The following is a 20,550-nucleotide window of genomic DNA, read 5'->3' as shown; positions in this document are numbered from 1 at the left end:
TTCAACTGCTCCTTTTTGCACTACATGATAATGACATAAGATTGATTTCTTATTTAATATCTCTGTATAATTCTGATTGACCTTCAAATAGTAATCCATTTGCATTGCAAATAGTCTTTATCAATTCAACATACCACGCTTCTGCTTGTGGATGAACTCTTACACCCAGAACATAATTAGCAATATTATCAATATCAACAAACAATTCTTTTGGAAATGACGATCTATAAAAATTGAATCCGTGCTTTTCCATTAAGTCCATAGCTGAATCAACGATTCCCTGAACATCATCACTTGTTTTAACGCGTTTGGCATTATTGCGTATAATCATTGAAGCAAGCTTATAGTATTCTTTACGTTCATTAGTTAGCTGGAGCATGACACGGTATTCTTTTTCATGTTGAAATTCTTTTCTTTTGTAAAAGAATGGGGCATCCGTCTTAGATCCGCTATATAAGATTTTGCTTAAATCTTTGTAATCATTACCATAATAAACTTTTCCTACTCTTACTGAAACTATATCTTTATGCTTTTCATTAATCATCTTTTTGATATCAAGAGAGGAAGAACGAATCTGTACAGCATGTCTATTATATGAGTAAATCCTCCACAATGCATCACTATCTTTTAATTGTGACCAACATTGTCCATAACAAGTAAACCTTGCACGCTGGAGCTTAACAAGATTTGAAACTGTTAAATCAATGTCATGATCAAAAAAGTCGTTGTAAAGTACTTTTGTTACTTCTTCGATTCCACTTCTGGTATCAAGTTTGTGAAGCATGTATCCTTCGTGAGTATCCTCCCAACAATCAATTGGATTAACAAATCTTTCCTTTTTTTGCATGCACAAATTTACAAATGATTCAAACGAAACAATTCTATATAGATCCACGAACTTGGCTCTAGTTACGAGGAGCTTCATGAATCCTTCCTCCAGACCATCTTATTTACTACGCCGACATAAGACTGGATGATCTTAACTACCTTGTAAGATACATTCTCGTCGACATAGTCAGGTACCGGGATACCGTTGTCACCGTTTTTAACCATCTCAACAGCTGTATCAACAGCCTGGAGAAGCCCTGTTGTATCGATGCCTGAAAGAATGAAGCAGCCTTTATCGAGCGCCTCAGGACGCTCTGTGGAAGTTCTGATGCATACTGCAGGGAAAGGATTTCCGACAGATGTAAAGAAGCTGCTCTCTTCAGGAAGCGTTCCGCTGTCAGATACAACAGCAAATGCATTCATTTGCAAACAGTTGTAATCATGGAATCCCAAAGGCTCATGCTGAATAACTCTCTTATCAAGTTCAAAACCTGATGCTTCAAGTCTCTTCTTTGATCTGGGATGGCAGGAATAAAGGATTGGCATATCGTATTTCTCAGCCATCTTATTTATTGCTGTAAACAAAGATAAGAAGTTCTTCTCTGTATCGATGTTTTCTTCTCTATGAGCAGATAAGAGAATATATCTTCCTTTCTCTAAACCAAGGCGACTATGTACATCAGAAGCCTGAATCTTTTCAAGATTCTTATGAAGAACCTCTGCCATAGGAGATCCTGTTACATAAGTTCTTTCCTTAGGAAGTCCGCAATCTGCAAGATAACGGCGTGCATGCTCTGAATAAGCAAGGTTAACGTCTGAGATGATATCAACAATACGACGGTTGGTCTCTTCCGGAAGGCACTCGTCCTTGCATCTATTGCCTGCTTCCATATGGAATATCGGGATGTGAAGTCTCTTAGCACCGATAACGGATAGGCAGGAATTCGTATCGCCAAGAACAAGCACAGCATCTGGCTTAAGGTCGACCATTGCCTTGTAGCTTTCAGCAATGATATTGCCCATCGTTTCACCGAGATCTGCACCTACCGCATTAAGATAGAGTTCAGGATCTTCAAGTTCCAAATCTTTGAAGAACACACCGTTCAAGTTATAGTCATAATTCTGACCAGTATGTACAAGAAGCGTGTCAAAATACTTTCTGCACTTCTTAATTACTGCAGCAAGTCTGATAATCTCAGGCCTTGTACCTACGATGATCATCAACTTGATCTTTCCGTTATTCTTCCATTCAGCCATATTTTCCACCTTAAGCCTCAACAATATGAGGTCTTCCCTCTAATTCTTCCTTCACATAATCAGTTGTCATAATCTTCTTAACAACTCCGTCAACATCTAAAAGATTGGTGTTATGTGATGTATAAGCCTCATCACACTCAGTTAAGACATTTCCTTCAACGTAGAACTTATCATAATTAAGGCTACGTCCATCAGGAGCAATACGGAAATAATTACCCATATCAGTAACTCTAAGCTTCTCTTCACGAGTCATAAGAGTCTCATATAACTTTTCGCCATGACGAGTACCAATAATCTTGGTTTCAGTCTCGCCAAAGATTTTCATTACACCCTTAGCAAGATCACCAATAGTTGAAGCATCAGCCTTCTGAATAAATAAATCGCCAGGTTCAGCATGTTCAAATGCAAATGCAACAAGATCAACTGCTTCATCAAGGTTCATAAGAAACCGAGTCATATTAGGATCTGTAATGGTGATAGGCGCTCCACGTTTAATTTGATCTATAAACAAAGGTATAACAGATCCGCGAGAACACATAACGTTACCATATCTTGTACAGGAAAGAACTGTTCCACCACGTTCATAGGCTTTCTGAGCACGTGCCTGTACAACCTTCTCAGCAACAGCTTTTGTCATACCCATAGTATTAATGGGGTATGCAGCCTTATCCGTAGACAAAAAAACGACACGTTCAACATTATTCTCAACTGCTGCTGTTATAACATTGTCAGTACCATTAATGTTTGTTCTGACAGCTTCCATAGGGAAAAATTCGCAAGAAGGTACTTCTTTTAATGCTGCCGCATGAAATACATAGTTTGCTCCATACATAACATCTCTAACCGAATCAATATTTCTTACATCTCCAACATAAAACTGAACTTTAGAACAATGCTCAGGATATTGAGCCTGTAATGCATGACGCATCCAGTCCTGCTTTTTCTCATCACGGCTAAAAATACGAATCTCACCAATGTCCGAAGTGAGGAAGTGCTTTAATACGGTACTTCCAAATGAACCAGTACCACCAGTAATTACTAATATTTTGTCTTGAAATGCTTCATTGATAATCATTGTTATTATCTCCTTATTTATTACATATTGTCCTAACAATTTTATATGCAATATTATAAAATAAAGTCAAATTTGTTCTTACATCATTAATTCAACAATCGAAAATTAATTCGCTGGATAACCCCATATTTATATACAATTTCATAATCATTATATAGTAAAATCGTCTTTTATTTCTAAGACTATCCTCTCATAATATTCTTCCTTATAAAAACGATTTATATGTTACTATAATTATTATTTTCTCTTTTTGACAAATCGAATCATGATAGCCCATATTCCATATATAGATTTTAGGTTATATATAATAATAAAAGTAGCAAAACAAACATCAACAAATATTGAATTAAAGATGATAGCACATGCTGACATAGCAGTAATCAATAAAATGTTAATAAGATATCTAATAATGCTAAACTTATACCAAATTGTCCTTGAAATAAACATTTTAATCAACATATATGCCATGCAACTCATTCCGGTAGAAATTGATGCTCCAACTCCTCCCATTCTTGGAACCAATATATAATTACCAATTAGATTAATTACACAAGCGGAGGCTGTTGCAACAAGATTAAAAATGGTCTTCTTCTTTAGATTTATGCCACATCCAACTACATAACTAATAGTCTCCATAGAAATAACAAATAATAAAAATGGTAAAATATTAGCAGCATGTGAATACTCTGGTTTATATATTTTGAATATGACATTTCTAAGCAATATAATCAGCGATGAAAGAACAATCAAAATAACTGTTATATAATCACCAACTTTTTCAAAATAACTAACATCTTCTCCCTCGTCATACCACTTATATGCCAATGGAGTCCAAAAAGAATTAAAAGCATTCCTTACAATAGCAAGTACTGAAACTATCGTAAATGCACTCGTATAAAACCCTATTTCATCATAAGTGCTCCAAATACGTAAGGCATACTTATCCATAGAGTTCAAAACCCATGAACAAATCAAAGCCGGCATATAGGGGACACCATATCTTAAAGCAGAAGTTATGATACTTTTATTTAACTTCCCAAAGAAACAATAATGCTCTCTTTCAAGAAATACAGCTACAATGCTTTTTGTTGCCATAGACAATGCTCTTGCAAAAATAATCGTTCTATATCCTCTTATACCCAAACAATAAAAGCCTACAATATATATAAGATATGACAGTTGTTGTATTATAGAAGCGATAGTATATTTTTTTACATTGCCATATAATCTACAAGTATAGATACTATATTCACCAATAATATCAATTGGTAATATAACGGCTAGTATCGCAATTGATAAATAGTCACTATTATCAAACAGAAGGCCGGCAATAGGCTGACGTAATAATATGATTAGTATGGATGCAACAATAGAAGTACATAATGAAACGCACAAACAATTGTACAATAATTCCTCTTTATTCTTCGAGGATGCAAATTCCCTCATGTAAGCTCTATCAAGGCCAAGATTTGAGACCAACGTAGTAAGTGTTATGGCCGTAGTGAATAATGAAACTCTTCCAAGTTCACCAGGGTCGATTAGCCATGCAGCTGTTATCGATGCAAGAAATGCAAAAAAAGCACCTCCAATCGGACCAAATGAGAAATAAATCATTTGTGATAAAAATTGAACACCGCCATATTTACGATTTGTTTCTTCCTGTTGCATAACAAAAAAAACTCCGCTTATTAATATCCTTAATTATAAAAATGAACGATTATATAACATTGATTCCATAAAAAACTGTACTTCAGAGGTCTATTACGTTTTGTCCTAGAAATCGAGCTTTAAAGCACAAACCTCACTTTAAATACGGTTACAACGAAAATACGAGATCTCCCAACTAATCAAATGCTTGCTATAAAGCATTGAACAAAACAATTATTTGATCTAACAGAACAATATTCCCAATTAATATCAATCTTATAACATATTAATTGCGCCATTCGAAAAATAACCGATGATATTATAAATCGTTCCATTTTCAACACTTCAGCTAAATAAAAATTTTGTCATAAATCTCCTATTCTCTGGTTTACTGATTCCCAAATAGATTTCTGATTAGACAATAAACTCGGATTAATATGTTTCATAACGTAGAACATAGAGAATGCATCATTATGCTTATCATACGATATTCTATTATATTCGTTTAATTGCTTTTTTTCTTCATTAGAAAGTGTACTAAGCATACTTACAATTTCATTCTTTTTGCAAGCATATCCAAAATCGAATAAAACGGGCCGGCCCTCTCTAAGCATAAAATTTTGTAATCGAATATCATTATGGGAATAATCAATCTCAATTAACCCATCTAATATTGAATTTAAAGCCTCACAAATACTCAATCTATCTTCTAATAATATATTATTTAAATCAATGTTATCGAAGCCTATTCCATCAATATATTCAAGAACAATGTAAACATAACCATCAATTTCCTTCGATACGATATACCTCGGAACATATAAACTCATTTTTGAATTTAAACTCTGTAAATAACTATAAAACTCAACTTCTCTATTCGCTAATTGTTTATTCGACAGCATTTTAATAAATAGTTTCTTATCTTTCGTTGAAGCACAAAAAAACTTGGTGCCAAAATGCCAATTTGATAGATGAATTGGGGTCAATGAGACAATATCAATAATTTGGCTTACTCGTTTAATATCACTCTTCCTTGAAAACAAAAACCATGAGATATACTTTTTACTCTTAATCAAACTAATATAGCAATTAACAAGTAGTTTACGAATATATCGAACAATCCTTTTAAGAAAATAACTCATTAATGAACACCTCACACCACAATTTTACTTATAAATCTATATATCATTTTTCTCACTCTGTAGCTTTTCGATAATTGCAAATTGGTGTTTTGAATGTTAAACCCCACAGATAAATCTTTCGGCTCAACAATTCTATAATTATTCTTAATTAAATACTCTCGAAGGAAACGGATCAAATGTTCTCTATCTTCATAATCGATAGAAAGATGAAGAAATTCTTTTCCATAAATCTCGAATTTATCAATATAATCCTCAGAGATTTTAATTTTATGAATAAGAGAATGATATAATAACGAATAAAAAAGATTAATTGAATCTGGAACATAAAAATTCCGATTATTGTATACCCGTTTACTCAATATCTCTTTTTCCCATTCTTTACAGTAATAATCATCTCCACAATTACGAATGTCACAGTAAATATTTCCTTCTACCGTCTTGATTATTTCTCGCACCCTAAATTTATAAACAGATACTGGTGTCGAATTTGCTATCAATTCAAATTGCTTTCGATCAACAGTAAGGAAATCAACATCTCCATGTTCACCAATTGTAATATTTTCTGGTAAGCCTTCAAAATTTCTTAAAACAACATATTCTATACAATTATTCAGTGTATAAAGCAATTCACCAAAAGAATTCCATGCCTTGGCTCCAATTAAATCTCTCTGCTCGACAATTCTCTTATTCTCAGAATTCACACATCTTAACTCGAAATCGCATGTATTATATCCAACCAATAATGTTAAATCATGGTTCGTCTCTAATTCTGAATTAGTAGCATGTACTTTATTTCCTCCACCAGTCCAATACCTATACATTTCTTTTCGATCAAATATATTGACATTTACGACTTTTACACCTTTTGTAGTCTTTCTTGGTCGATAAAGCGGTGAATTATCACGTACAACAATTAGTACAAATTCGCCTTTTCCGCATTCTTTGACCTTATCTGAAGAAGACGGTAAGTTTTGTCCATAAAAGCGAGTTAAGTTTTCAGAAAAAAAATCTTCACTCCAAGTAATATATCTAATAGATAATATTTCTAAATTCTTACCAATATCATCGATTATCTCTTTTTCCTGTGATCTTCCTTTTTCCCAAATAATAAAAAGATGAATTTCGCTTTTCATTTTAGCTTCACCTCACAATGCTAAATTATAATTATATGTATTTAATCCCAATTATCTATGTAGTTATCTACATTAAACTGATGTAGTGTAATCCAATATAGTAATTCACCAACAAATGATTTTTTAGCGACCAAGATAATACAAAACAATAGTTTAATTCAACAACAAGATGTCATTCGATACCGGCACAATGCGTGGAATAGACTAAACATTCACAAAACTTTACAAACATATAATAACTGTTTTTTCTATAATTCTATTGTAAATTCGATGTGCAAAATTAAACAGCTGTTAGTAACTATTATATTTTTAAAGTCTATTTAAAATAACTTTGATCTTATATTTTTTCTTAATATATTTGCTATTTAATAAATACTTTTTTGATTTTTTATCCTCTTTGTAATAAGCACACGCGGTTACAAGTCTCCTGTTTTCAGGTGTAAGAACATCAGAATAGAATTTTAAAATATACTTAGAATACTGTACTACTATACCTCTATCAACAAATAAAGCTTCTATTCTTTTTAACAAGAGAAGAATTGGTCTATATCTTGAAACGCTATTAGGCAATCTTCGATACTTAGCGACAACCATATTATTATCGTATGAAATGCTACCGAATAAGCTCGCAAGTGTAACAAGCCAAAAATCATGTGGTATATTGAATAAATCAACCGATAATCTAATTGCTAAATCTCTAAGTCTTTTATCAAAACAGAATAAAAAACCATGTGTATTAGAGGCTGTAAGTGATTCAGGAAAAGAAGGCACTCTAATCTCTGAATATAGTAAAGAATCACCTTCAAGTTTTTCATCAGTTACTATAGCATTTCCGAATGCCAAAGATGCCTGACTTTTCCTCAATAGACTTAAAGTATCAAATAATTTATTAGGATACCAATAATCATCTTGATCACAGAAACCATAATAATCACAATCTGGGGCATCCTTAAGTGCTTTCAAAAAGCTCTTTCGAAAACCTATATTATTTTCAATGCTTATCACTATATTATCATGTGATTCTGAATATTCTTTTAATATGCAAGGAGTGTTATCCGATGAACCATCATCCCTAATATATAAGAGCAAATTTACACCTTCTTGTTGAAGCAAAGAGTCAATTTGAGTAGCAAGATATTTTTCCCCATTATATGTAGACATAACGACACACACATTATATTGCATATATACCATCCCAATTTATAGTTTTGTCAATTCTCATATTTCATTTGATTATCCATGACATAATTGAGTCAACTGTCTGAAACATTGAGGATAACCATACTGGAAAAAGAAACTAATTCACCAGCAAGTTTATTTCTCGTTTATTAAGATATAAGATTCTATCAAACATAATTGCTTGTAATACGTCACATTAGATTTTACAGTTATATTACCGACGCAGAAAGACTCCACAATGCTACTCTTGTAAAACTTTTAAGATTTATAAGTCAATGAATCCTTAGCACTTGAATCACAGTTCTGACCATCCAGGATAAAAACTACGAAATTCAGAAAACGTTTCAATTAATACTAACTTAAGTCTGAACATAATAAAATTAATTACTGTTCTTTACTTTCAAGATACGAATTGCTAAACGAATTCACAACAGCAATCAGCACATAACAAGAATCAAGTGAATACAACGTATCATAACCCAAGGTTAACGCTAAAATAGACATTAATCCTACAAATGGTCCTAAAAACAATGAATAAAACATCTTCTCATTTTGTTTCTTTAAAACTCTAAAAATCGAAATGGGATATATAATGAGTATTATTATATTAAGAACAAATACGAATATTCCCTGTTGACCTAGTACTGTAAGAAGACTGGAGTGCGCAGATGAAAAGCCTCCATTTAATCTGAGAGAACCAAAGCCACCTCCGAAAAAAGGATTATCCAACCATACATTTAATGCATTCATTACATGCTCAGATCTACCATACATATTTGTCATAGTTTCACTACTAGTAGACATTTTAAATTTCAGTATGTAAATTAATTCTGAACCACTATTCATAAAATATATCACAAATCCTAGGGATAATAAGAGAACAACAGAAAATATTTTTGCAAATTTCTTGAATTCTTTCACATAAAAAAGAAAGAATAGCACTGTGCTTACCGCTAAACCCACAATCCCACTAACGCTAATCGACATAACCGTCTCGAGTATTACAAGTATAATAATACTAATATATATAACTTTATAAACTTTATCCTTAAATGTAATTAACGGTTCGGTTATTACTCGCTGTAAGGCAATAGAGAAAACACCAACAAAAAAAGTCGTCATATATGCAGGATCACCAAAACAAGAAGTAATTCTGGCATATATATTATATTTAAGTCCCAGTTTTCCTTCTGCTGAAACTAAAAATCCAAATGGTAATCCAGGAATTGAACCAGTTGATTTATATATTACCCATTGATACAGCCCTAAAAACAGTGGGAAAATAGACGATAAAATGATAGATTTAATTACACCGTCATAATCCTTTGTTTTCATAATAATCTGGCTTGCAAATAGCATCCAAATAAATCCATAGATTTGCGAAAGACAACTACTATATCCTCCTGAGATATATGGTGAATAAGAAATCTGTAACACAGAAATTAATAGAATAATGCCAATGTATTTCGTAATTGAGTAAATTTTAATTCTTCTATTAAACGCAAGCCAAGATATAATCATAAATAAGCCAGCTATTCTAAAAAGAGAAAAATTGAACCCTCCTAAAATCATGCCATAACAACGTAACGGTGAAAGGATAATTGATAGTTTTAGAAGTCTTAAAGCAGGTTCTTGCTTTATAATTCTCTTATTTGAATTCATATCTAATCACATATTTTCAAAAAATCCATTAACTGAATATGCCATATTCAATTAAATCTATTTTTAATTTTCCTAGCCGGGTTACCACCAACTATCGAATATTCTTCAACATCTCTTGTTACAACAGACCCAGCTGCAATAACGGACCCTTTTCCAATTTCGACTCCCTTTAGAATAATAGAATTTGCTCCAATCCATACATCTTCATTGATAACAATTGGACTATCATCTTCTGGCTTTTTTTCATTCTCTGAAATTGTAGACATTGGTTTTCCTTTAATATCTATTCTGTGATTTCCAGTAATAAAAACGACATTCGGTCCAGACATAAAATGATCATTTATTATAATAGGAGCTCTTGTGCATAAAAACTGATTTCCTGCACCAATATGGACATCATTTCCCATCTTTATATTATTTATACCAGCAAAAGTACAACCAACTCCAACAGATACATTTTTTCCATGGCTCTGAAAGGATGCTTTATATATAGGACTAACTATAATCATTTTAATTCTATTAAATGATTTTGAGATCAAATCGTAAATTGTCATTTTCCCCTCCATCATGTAATGAGCAAAAATACAAATACTCAGTATTACTCACAAGTTATCGTATATTCTAAACAACAAATCTAAAACAACTTTTTTTGAATACATTTCAATAACTCGATTATGATTCCACGATGACATGTTTTCCCTAGTCTTTGAATCACAGATTGTTGACAAGGCAGAAGAAACACATTTAGAATCATTATTATCTAATATAATTCCACCTTTTTCAGATATCATATCTTTATTAGCGCCAACATCTGATGCAATAATTGGTAAACCATAAAACATAGCTTCCAATAAAGAAATAGAAAAACCTTCAGAAAAACTTGGGAATAAAAAGACATCTGAATCTACCATATATTTTACAACCTCATCATGTTTTTTAGCGCCAAGCATTCTAATATTATTAGGAATCGATAAAGAAGAATAGTACTTATCTATAGGACCCACCAAAATAAAATCAATATTTGGATATTGTCGTGCGACTTCAATAATAATATCTATTCCCTTTTGCCTTATTACATGTCCAACATATAGTATCTTTTTAATTTCATGCCTTATTAATCTTTTATTACAATGTTGTCCTATATCAATAAAATTGGGCATTAGAAATAATTGCTTAGGAGCAAATCGCGCGACAAACTCTTTGGATTTATTATTTAAAACTATAACTGCATCAGAATCCCTACATATTTTTTTAAAAAAATATGATTGAAATCTATCATGAACTTGGTTTGGAACATGGCAATGACAGTGAAAAGCAACTTTAGAATTCCTCTTTTTAGCAACTCGTATAGAAATATAATCTCTAATAATTCCAAATCTCGAGCAAGATGAATTTATATGACATATTTTATAGTTGTTATTTTTATAATAATATTTTAGTTCCCTAAATATGTTTCTTGTTCGAAATAACTCATCTATATAATTCCTATTGTTATTAACCCCACTATCCCTTCTAGATCCTGTCATTGCTATATTGACCATATCAACTGAATAATTATGCGTTGAACAATAATCCAAGTATTCTAATGTCCATGTAGCTATGCCTCCCTCAGGTGGTGGACAAGCAGACAACAAAAGTAACTCTTTCTCCATATATAGTCCTTTTTACTTATTCTGCAAATTATACTCAAAAATTTTTGCATCTACTAAATAACGATACCAGTATGCCTGCATAAAACAAAAAATCTTTCCTTCTCTTCCATCTAAAAAACCCATTTGAATATAATATCTAAAAAAAAAGTAGAGGCGGGCTCTGAAAAAAGGAGGAAGTTTATAGTATATACTTCTTTTTCTTTTTTGTTTAACATTCCCCCCTGTCATATTCATCTGACTGTTATACATAGATAATTCAAGATTGCTATACCATATATGTTTTGAAAGCCATGCATCAATCCCTTTATAATCGTAATGAATTAGGTCACCTTCAAGTTTTTCAACTTTGCCATCAACAATAATATGCTCATCCATAAGCTTTTCTTCAACTTTTCCTCTTCCAAAACGAAAGAGTCTAAGAAAATAAGGTTTATGAGTTCCTCCATGTTTAATCCACTTATTCATAAAGTAAACTCTCCAGCGCATTTCAAAACCAACAACTTCAGTATTTTTAACCTTTATATTTATCTCTTGTGCCAATTCTTTTGATATTCTTTCATCTGCATCTAATCTAAATACCCAAGTTGTATTAATATCACAATTATCCAAAGCCCAATTAAACTGCTTTGCATGCCCCAACCATTCATGGAAGAACACCTCAGCACCATTTTTTTCAGCCAAAAAAGTTGTATTGTCTTCACTTCCACTATCAATAACTATAATGCGGTTAGAAATCTGTTTCGCAGAACTAATCGCAGCCTCAATATTCTTTTCTTCATTCTTAGTTAGTATAATAACCGTAATATCAGGAGTCATTCAAAACCACCCCTTAAAAAAAATATTTATCAATTTCATCCATCAATATCTTCTTATTAAAATGTTCTTCAAAGTAAATTCTAGCATTTTTCCCCATATCCGCTTTATTATAGGATATGATTTCTCTAATGCCTTTAGCAAGGGCCTTTTCATTACCTATTTCAGTACAGATTCCACATTTGGCTTCTTCTATTATCCTTTTAGTTTCTCCTGATGCCGATGCAATAATAACTTTTCCGCAAGCCATATATGATTGAAGTTTTGCCGGAATTGTGCTCTCCCAAAGAGGTGTTTTATTGAAACTAATAAAGCCTGCATCACAAACACTAAGTATCTCCGGCACCCGTTCAGCTGGAACACGAGGAATCATTATAAACATTTCTGCAACACCTAATACCTCAATCTGACGTTCAAACTCTACCTGATATCGACCGTCACCAACAATAACAAACTTGACCTTTTCATCCTTAAGCAGTTTAGCTGCTTTGGGTAGCACATCAAGACCTTGAGCGGTTCCAATATTGCCAGTAAATGCAATCTTAAAATAACCATCATTATCATCGATACCAACAATGATTTGAGGTTCCATTGGTTTATAAAAATCTTCTGCATACTGCGGCCAATAGTGAACCTTACTCTTGTCCACTGGCTTTTTTCTATTCACAATAGCATTTACAAAACTTGGACTCGTAGTAAATATAGTATCGGTCTCTCGATAAATCTTATCAACCATCTTATCAATTGGACCAATTATAACTTTGTTATGGATTCCTGTTACAGTTTCCACATTCTCAGGCCATAAATCTTGGACGTAAAGAAAAACTGGAACATTATATCGTTTGCCATACCATACTCCAATCATAGCTTGCGTCATTGGGCTAACTTCAAAAGTAAATACTATATCAGCATGAAGATCAGCTGCCTCCTTGCTTCTCACCCACTTCTTTCCGCTTTTAACAAAGCTGAAATAATTAGCTGCCATGCCAACAGCATTCATAAATTTATGACTGCTATTACCTCTAGCAATTAACGGAATTCTTATAATATTCACTCCGTTCCATATCTCTCTTGTTCTATGTTTTTTATCATAACCATCATAGAATTTCCCCATCGGATAATTCGGAATTCCAGTAAGTACAGTTACTTTATAACCCCTCTTAACCCACTCGCAAGCCATATCATTGACACGAAATGTTTCAGGATAAAAATACTGAGAAACAAGGAGAATGTGTTTCATTAACATTCAGTCCTCTCGATTGATGCTTTAAGATCAACAACATTATACGTGAATCCGTATCTACTCATATTCTGTTCATAAGACAAATTTCCAAAAGCTTTATTTGCTAGGCCTCTTGGTTTTCCAGGAATAACCCTAGCTAATCCAACAACCCAATTCCAACCTTTTGAAACATGGATCTTATGTCCAGAAGCATCAGCTATCATCTTTACCATATCAGATGTTATAGTATATTCAGCATTCTGAGGCCAAAATATACCGCCTTCTCCTCTAATCATAACCTGACATAAGAATTCACATAAATTCTCAATGTAAAGCATTGAGCGCTCATTAGGGACATTAGGAAACACTGGTAGTTTTTTAGCCATTTTAGCTAATGTAGGATAGTTACCTTTACTTCCCTTACCGTAAATCATTGGCGGTCTTAGGACTGTAACAATATAATTTTCATCCGCCAATGCTCTAACACCCTTGTCCGCCTGCCATTTACTATCACCATAAAAATTAGCAGGTTCCGGTTCTGTATCCTTAGTTATTCTCTTAGTCTTTCCATATGGGGCAGAATCACCATATACAATAGCTGAAGACATGAAAACAAATTGTTTTACACCTTCATTTTTTGCTTTTTTACATGTCTCAATAGCAAGATCTGTGTTTATAGCATAGTACTTGGCTTTTATTTCATCAGAAACATTACCAACATCAGCATGTGCAAGCCCCGCCACATGATAAACAATATCGTAAGAAGAGAAATCTTTCTGTTTCCATGTACCATCAATCATATCTACAGTATCAACAGACAATTCAGACGCGTAGTGTTCAGAAGAATACTTCTCAAAACTAGTCCCAATATAAGAATTTGCACCTGTGATTAAAACGCGTTTCATTTATTTTGCTCCTGTCGCTTCATTTCTCCGGTACCACCCTCAACTACACTCTTATCACCTTTAAAAACTCCAAGTGATCCAAAGAAGCATTTCAAATCCATACCCAAACCTAAATGATTGCAATAATATCCATCAAGTTCAGCCTTAACGGGGATCTCAAGTTCGTCCCTCCCGTTAATCTGTGCCCAACCAGTCAAACCAGGTTTAACATCATTGGCGCCATACTTATCACGTTCAGCAGTTAACAGATCCTGATTCCATAGTCCGGGTCTGGGACCTATAACAGACATATTTCCAATAAAAATATCCCAAATCTGAGGAAGCTCATCCAAACTATGTGATCGAATAAACTTACCTGATTTAGTAATATACTGTTCCGGATTTTCCAACATATGAGTTGGCTTATCATGAGGCGTAGACATCTTCATAGATCTGAACTTATGAAGCATAAAAAACTGTTTGTCTTTACCAATTCTCTTTTGAATAAAAAGAACAGGACCGGGATCATCAATCACTATCCAAAGTGATAAAAACAGAAATACCGGTGATAATATGACTAATCCAAAGAAAGAAAGGACTATATCAAAGAGTCTCTTAAACACTTTCTCATATGCTCCTGCTTTATGATTTGATTCCCCAATTGCTTCTAAATGTCCACGCACACCATCTGCATTTTGAGGCTCTGAATCAACATAAACAAACTTTACCATCTTGCCTTCCATAGGATTCTTTTCTGATGGTTTGTTTTTATAAATTGAAAAAGGCTTCTTAATGATTGCAATCAATCCTAGCACTAATCCAATAGTACAAAGAATAATCAAAATAACCAGTAATACTTTCATCTAGTCAATTTACTCCGAACCAAGAATTATTCATGTAACTCAACTGGCAGTCCATCTGGATCATAAATGAAACAAAAACGAGAACCTTGCCAATCAAATAACACTTGATCAGTCGCTGAACTTATTTCTGTAAGTGTTCGCTCGATATTATCTACTTTTAAAGCTAAATGCCTTAATCCATTGGCCTCTGGTTCAGTTTGTCTAATAGGATGATTGGGATCAATAAACAACTCTAATAAGATATCAAAATCATTATGTTTCAATAAAACAACGGTATCTGTATCTCTAACTTTACGATAGGTTTCTACAAAACCCAAATTCTGATAAAAACAAACAGTGGCTTCAGAGCTTACTATAATTGCAATATGATCTAATCCAATAATCATAATTACTTCGCTACAACACTTTCCAGTTTCTCAATAATATAAGAAACTTCTTCATCTGATAACTTAGTATGCAAAGGCAAAGTAATCAGATTATGATAGTAATCATATGTATTAGGAAAAGCCTTAATATCCCAACCATAGTTCTTATAAGCTGTCATCATAGGCAAAGGTTTATAGTGAACATTAGTAGATACACCTTGCTCAGCTAACGCGGTAATAAGCTCATTACGCTTCTCAATAGAAATATCTGGTATCCTAATAATATACAAATGGTTTGAACTATCCATATATTCAGTATGGTGAACCAAATGCTTGATTCCTAACCTATCACAGACCTCATCATATCTATTTATTATCTCTACTCTTCTGTCAAGCAGTTCAGAGTATCTGTCAAGCTGTCTTAATCCAATTGCAGCCATGATATCCGTCATATTACACTTATACCAAGGTCCGACAATATCATATTCCCAAGCACCGGCTTTAGTTTTCGCCAAAGCATCCTTGCTCTGACCGTGAAGTGACAATAACTGATACATCTTGTATATCTCAGCATTATCGACACCTTCTATAGGAGTCCACGTTGATGCTCCGCCTTCAGCTGTCGTAAAGTTCTTAACGGCATGGAAAGAGAATGATGTAAAGTCTGCAATAGCACCACAATACTTCTTCTCGCCTCTGAAGATTCTGCTTGCGCCAAGACTATGAGCACAATCGGCAATCACGATTATTCTTCCAATAGATTTTTGGATACGCGAAGAAAGAACGCCCAAAGGCTTTCCATCACTCTCCAAGGGTGTAAACAAAGATTTATTACGCTCAACTATATCAAAGATTTTATCGTAATCACAAACAACACCTGCAAGATCTACTGCAATGATTGCCTTTGTCTTACTAGTTAAGGCTTTCTCAAGAGCATCATAGTCCATCTCTGGCATATGTGTATCCGAAGCTCCATCCTTCTGAACATCAATAAATTTCACCGTTGCTCCACAATGAATAACAGCTGAAGCTGTTGCAGTATAAGTATAAGCAGGAACTATTACTTCATCCCCTTCACCTATTCCCAGAATTTTAAGATTTAATTCTTCAGCAGAAGTAGCCGAATTGAGACAGACTACTCTGTTGCTCCATCTGTCAACATCACCTTCTGTATCATAGGTGTTTTTGCCAGTCTCAATAAAAGCAGCTAAACGTCGCTCCAACAGTTTTACACGAGGTCCGGTCGTGATCCAACCGCTTTTCATTGCTTCAACAACTTCCGTTATCTCTGCATCACTAATATCCGGGGGGGAGAAAGGAATACTCTTTTTATCATCTAAATCTTGATTGCGTTGAGTAGAGATGTATTCATTGAATGAATCGTAATCGCCTTTATAGCTGAAGAATGCAGTATAATCCCTAAATTCAATTCCCTTTTCCTTACAGAATTTCATTATTTTCTTTCTGTGTTCTTTATCAATGCTCGAATCTGCAAGAAAAACAGCTTTTATACTATGCTTTGCAATTACTCTCTCAAATTCACTTCGACCATACACTGGTATACCATCAATCAGTTTACCAGCATCATTGTCATCAACACCAATAACAGCAACAGGTCTGTATCTAACACCTATATTAAGAAGCTTTATAGTCTGGCAACCATTCTCCTTAGTACCGATGACCATAGCGTTAATTGCTTTAGATTTTGTTATCTGTCGCTTTTCTAATACTGCCAATCTATAAGCAAATCGAATAAAAGCAACAGAAGCAAGTTGGATAGCAGCACCAATAACATAATAAGTTACAGGCATTCTTTGGTAGAAAAGCAATGTAGCAATTACGTGAATTGCAATAGTAATTGCATTGGCAAATAGTATCCTGTTTACATCTCCGATACCTGCATATCTCCACATTCCCCCATACAGTTTGAATAATGCAAAGACAACAATACAGATAATTGTATAGATAGGAGCAAAATAGATGACCGTATATAAATACTTGTCAATAAGAGGATCAAGCCGGTTGTTAATGGAGAATCTAAGTATAAGCGCAAGGAAATACGATGCATTAACAGCAAAAATATCTAAGAGGAATATTATAAAATCGTATTTAAAAAAACGCTTTATCTTATCCATTATCAATAATTTCCAACCTTATAGGTAGGAACGATTTCCTGAACATACTTCTTAATGTTCACATCGTCTTCTTTACTATCACGGTCAAGTTCTGCAAGTTTCTTTTTGAACCACTCATCGTCCATCTCAATAGGTTTGCCAATGAAGATCAACTTATTAGCAGTAGTCTGCATGCCTTCTTCAGCCATTAACTTTTCTTCGTAGAGTTTCTCACCTGGACGTAGACCCGTGTATTCTATCTTGATATCAACATCAGGTCTCAATCCTGAAAGTTTAATAAGGTTCCTTGCCATATCATCGATCTTTACAGGTTCTCCCATATCAAGAACAAAGATCTCTCCGCCATTGGCATAATATGAAGCTTGAAGAACAAGCGAAACAGCTTCCGGTATAGTCATAAAGAAACGGTTAATGTCTTTATGTGTAACAGTAACAGGGCCACCTTCTGCAATTTGCTTTTTGAAGAGTGGGATTACCGAACCATTCGAACCCAATACATTGCCAAATCTGACAGCAACAAAAGAAGTATTTGGAGTCTCTCTATCCATCATCTGGATTATCATCTCGCATATTCTCTTAGTTGCACCCATTATATTAGTAGGATTAACTGCCTTATCTGTTGAAATAAGCACAAACTTCTTAACACCAGCTTCAGCAGCTGCTTTAGCAGTCTTATAGGTACCCATAACGTTATTCTTTATTGCCTCGTTAGGGCTTTCTTCCATAAGAGGAACATGCTTATGAGCAGCGGCATGGAAAACGACATCCGGCTTATAAGTCTTCATAACGGACGTAATCCTGTGTGTGTTTCGTACGGAACCGATAAGAGTGACCAAGTTGAGGGTATCCTTGTATTTCCTTAAGAGTTCCTGCTGTATCTCATATGCATTATTCTCATAAATATCAAATATAATAAGTTGCTTTGGATTGTGGCTGGCTATCTGACGGCAGAGCTCAGAACCGATAGAACCACCGCCACCAGTTACTAAAATTGTCTTCCCTGACAGCATGTTAAATACTTCTTCATTATCAACGGTAATCGGATCTCTGCCCAGAAGGTCGGTCAGTTCAACGTTACGCACTCTGGACATGCTTACTTCACCATTGGCAAGCTGATAGATACCGGGGATTGTTCTTAGTTTGCATCCAGTTTCTTTTGCTATATTTAGTGTTTCTTTACGGTCATACCCCGATGCTGTCGGTATAGCATAAATGATCGTATCAATATCATATTCGGCAGCTTTAGTTATAATGTCATTTCTTCCGCCTACTACCGGAACACCGTAAAGTGATCTACCTATTTTATTGACATCGTCATCGATAACGCATACAGGAATAAGATGTGTGTGTGTAGATTGCTTTAACTCTTTAATAAGTACAGAACCAGCATCACCGCCGCCGATTATCATGGCATTCTCAACATGAGAGTTCTTTTCTTTAACTTCAGGACTTACGGCATTGGCGAACCTTCTTAAGAGTCTGTATGAGAATCTGATAGCAATATGTCCGACCGCAGAGCCAACAATACCGATAACATAAAAGGAAATTGGCATCCTTAGGTTCAATATAAGCGATGACGCAACCATCAAAGGAGCAATAAGGCAATAAGATCTGAGAACAAATAAACCTTCATCAATACTTACAAAACTCCAGATGCTGTGATAAAGACGTGCCACATAGAAAACTACGACACAGAACACGCACCATAAAGGCATCAAATAGAGATATGAATTAAAGTATCTTGAAGGGATACTTCCAAACGAAAAGTCAAATCTCAATAGCAGAGCAAGGAAAAACACAAAATATAGGCAGATGATATCTGCCAACATAACGATCAGAGCATTTCTGACCCACTTCTTATTAGTAAAACCAGCTCCGGATTCTTCCTTCTTAATGTTTTTTCCTAGTTTTTTTTGCTGTTCTTGTTTTTCCATGAAATTGCCCATTATTTCTTAAGTTTTTGATATTATCTCCAACCCGATATTAACTCTTGAAATTCTTCCGAACATATTAAGTTCGATCGTTGCTGTTCTTTTATGCCTGTTGATCATTTTTATTGCACCTTCAAGCCCCATAAGAGGACCAGACAGTATCTTAATCGTATCTCCTTCAATCATTCCGATAGAAGTACCAAGGATGCCTTCATTGTTATAAGCACTGTCAATAAGGTATGTTTCCTTCGCGTTGACTGGAGTAAAGCCAACATCTGTAGAAAGAATAGCAGTAAACACCCCTGATCTTTTAAGTCTGTCTGCAAATTCCCCTATCCTGCTCTCATCAGTCTTTACGAACATATAACCTGGGAATAACGGTTTCCTTATCGTCTTCCACTTGCCTTTTACCTTTCTGTTTTGGTCAACCATGGGCACAAAACAATCTTCATAAAGGCTGTGTTTCATATAATCGGCTATCCAGGTATTGAGCTTTCTCTCTGATCCTGTTGCCGTCCAGATTACATACCACATAGACAGGTTTCCTTTCTATACAGGCATAATTCTCTAATACCGCATATCCCGGCATCAGAGAATCCTTACGATCTTATATGTCCGGCTACGTTCACAACGCGCAAACTCAAGGCGACGATTGATCATGTGAACCTTCTTATCAGCGATATATTATATCAAAAGACTATTATATTTAACGCGATTTGGAATACAAGCAAAAAATCAGGGCAAATGTTTAATAATATGTAT

At 34.3% G+C, this 20,550-nt stretch carries 18 protein-coding genes; all 18 read right to left on the bottom strand.

Going from position 1 to position 20,550, the window contains the following annotated elements; translation table 11 throughout:
* Positions 1-49 precede the first annotated feature (49 nt).
* Entirely contained in the window at positions 50-925 is an 876-nt protein-coding gene (locus BO18_RS00715; RefSeq protein WP_034442366.1) for a hypothetical protein, read from the bottom strand.
* Positions 922-2,085: a non-hydrolyzing UDP-N-acetylglucosamine 2-epimerase gene (gene wecB, locus BO18_RS00710; RefSeq protein WP_034442364.1), complete on the bottom strand. Its 1,164-nt coding sequence runs from the start codon at positions 2,083-2,085 to the stop codon at positions 922-924. The genes BO18_RS00715 and wecB overlap by 4 nt, the downstream gene beginning before the upstream one ends.
* A gap of 10 nt (positions 2,086-2,095) precedes the next feature.
* Entirely contained in the window at positions 2,096-3,160 is a 1,065-nt protein-coding gene (locus BO18_RS00705) for a polysaccharide biosynthesis protein (RefSeq protein WP_034442361.1), read from the bottom strand.
* A 237-nt stretch (positions 3,161-3,397) separates the two neighbouring features.
* Positions 3,398-4,828, bottom strand: coding sequence for a lipopolysaccharide biosynthesis protein (locus tag BO18_RS00700; RefSeq protein ID WP_034442358.1), 1,431 nt, complete (start codon positions 4,826-4,828; stop codon positions 3,398-3,400).
* Positions 4,829-5,172: 344 nt separating this feature from the next.
* On the bottom strand, positions 5,173-5,637 hold the full coding sequence (locus BO18_RS34645) for a hypothetical protein (protein ID WP_185752302.1): 465 nt from the start codon (positions 5,635-5,637) through the stop codon (positions 5,173-5,175).
* 323 nt (positions 5,638-5,960) lie between these two features.
* On the bottom strand, positions 5,961-7,082 hold the full coding sequence (locus BO18_RS00690) for a hypothetical protein (protein WP_034442353.1): 1,122 nt from the start codon (positions 7,080-7,082) through the stop codon (positions 5,961-5,963).
* 309 nt (positions 7,083-7,391) lie between these two features.
* Positions 7,392-8,267 carry a glycosyltransferase gene (locus tag BO18_RS32200; RefSeq protein ID WP_051688386.1) on the bottom strand — a complete coding sequence of 292 codons (876 nt, stop codon included), beginning with the start codon at positions 8,265-8,267 and terminating at the stop codon, positions 7,392-7,394.
* 378 nt (positions 8,268-8,645) lie between these two features.
* Positions 8,646-9,923: an O-antigen ligase family protein gene (locus tag BO18_RS00680; RefSeq protein ID WP_034442350.1), complete on the bottom strand. Its 1,278-nt coding sequence runs from the start codon at positions 9,921-9,923 to the stop codon at positions 8,646-8,648.
* A 47-nt stretch (positions 9,924-9,970) separates the two neighbouring features.
* Positions 9,971-10,477 (bottom strand): acyltransferase, encoded by a 507-nt coding sequence (locus BO18_RS00675; RefSeq protein WP_066738192.1) that lies wholly within the window; start codon positions 10,475-10,477, stop codon positions 9,971-9,973.
* A gap of 48 nt (positions 10,478-10,525) precedes the next feature.
* Entirely contained in the window at positions 10,526-11,575 is a 1,050-nt protein-coding gene (locus BO18_RS00670; protein WP_034442347.1) for a glycosyltransferase family 4 protein, read from the bottom strand.
* A 12-nt stretch (positions 11,576-11,587) separates the two neighbouring features.
* The gene (locus BO18_RS00665) at positions 11,588-12,391 is read right to left on the bottom strand and encodes a glycosyltransferase family 2 protein (RefSeq protein WP_034442345.1); all 804 of its coding nucleotides are present in this window, start codon (positions 12,389-12,391) and stop codon (positions 11,588-11,590) included.
* 13 nt (positions 12,392-12,404) lie between these two features.
* Positions 12,405-13,628, bottom strand: coding sequence for a glycosyltransferase family 4 protein (locus tag BO18_RS00660; RefSeq protein ID WP_242856496.1), 1,224 nt, complete (start codon positions 13,626-13,628; stop codon positions 12,405-12,407).
* Positions 13,628-14,515 (bottom strand): NAD-dependent epimerase/dehydratase family protein, encoded by an 888-nt coding sequence (locus BO18_RS00655; RefSeq protein WP_034442339.1) that lies wholly within the window; start codon positions 14,513-14,515, stop codon positions 13,628-13,630. The genes BO18_RS00660 and BO18_RS00655 overlap by 1 nt, the downstream gene beginning before the upstream one ends.
* Positions 14,512-15,357: a sugar transferase gene (locus BO18_RS00650; protein WP_081860854.1), complete on the bottom strand. Its 846-nt coding sequence runs from the start codon at positions 15,355-15,357 to the stop codon at positions 14,512-14,514. Before BO18_RS00650 ends, BO18_RS00655 begins: the two co-directional genes overlap by 4 nt.
* 26 nt (positions 15,358-15,383) lie before the next feature.
* Positions 15,384-15,743 (bottom strand): VOC family protein, encoded by a 360-nt coding sequence (locus BO18_RS00645; protein WP_051688385.1) that lies wholly within the window; start codon positions 15,741-15,743, stop codon positions 15,384-15,386.
* A gap of 2 nt (positions 15,744-15,745) precedes the next feature.
* Positions 15,746-17,086, bottom strand: coding sequence for a DegT/DnrJ/EryC1/StrS family aminotransferase (locus tag BO18_RS36420; protein WP_242856501.1), 1,341 nt, complete (start codon positions 17,084-17,086; stop codon positions 15,746-15,748).
* A 773-nt stretch (positions 17,087-17,859) separates the two neighbouring features.
* Positions 17,860-19,791, bottom strand: a complete 1,932-nt coding sequence (locus tag BO18_RS00635; protein WP_185752300.1) for a polysaccharide biosynthesis protein — start codon at positions 19,789-19,791, stop codon at positions 17,860-17,862.
* A gap of 18 nt (positions 19,792-19,809) precedes the next feature.
* A complete protein-coding gene (gene loaP / locus BO18_RS00630; protein WP_034442334.1) occupies positions 19,810-20,322 on the bottom strand; it encodes an antiterminator LoaP in 513 nt (170 codons plus the stop codon).
* Positions 20,323-20,550: the final 228 nt, after the last annotated feature.

The organism is Butyrivibrio sp. AE2032 (genome assembly GCF_000702965.1).
This window is presented reverse-complemented; position numbering and strand designations above follow the sequence as displayed.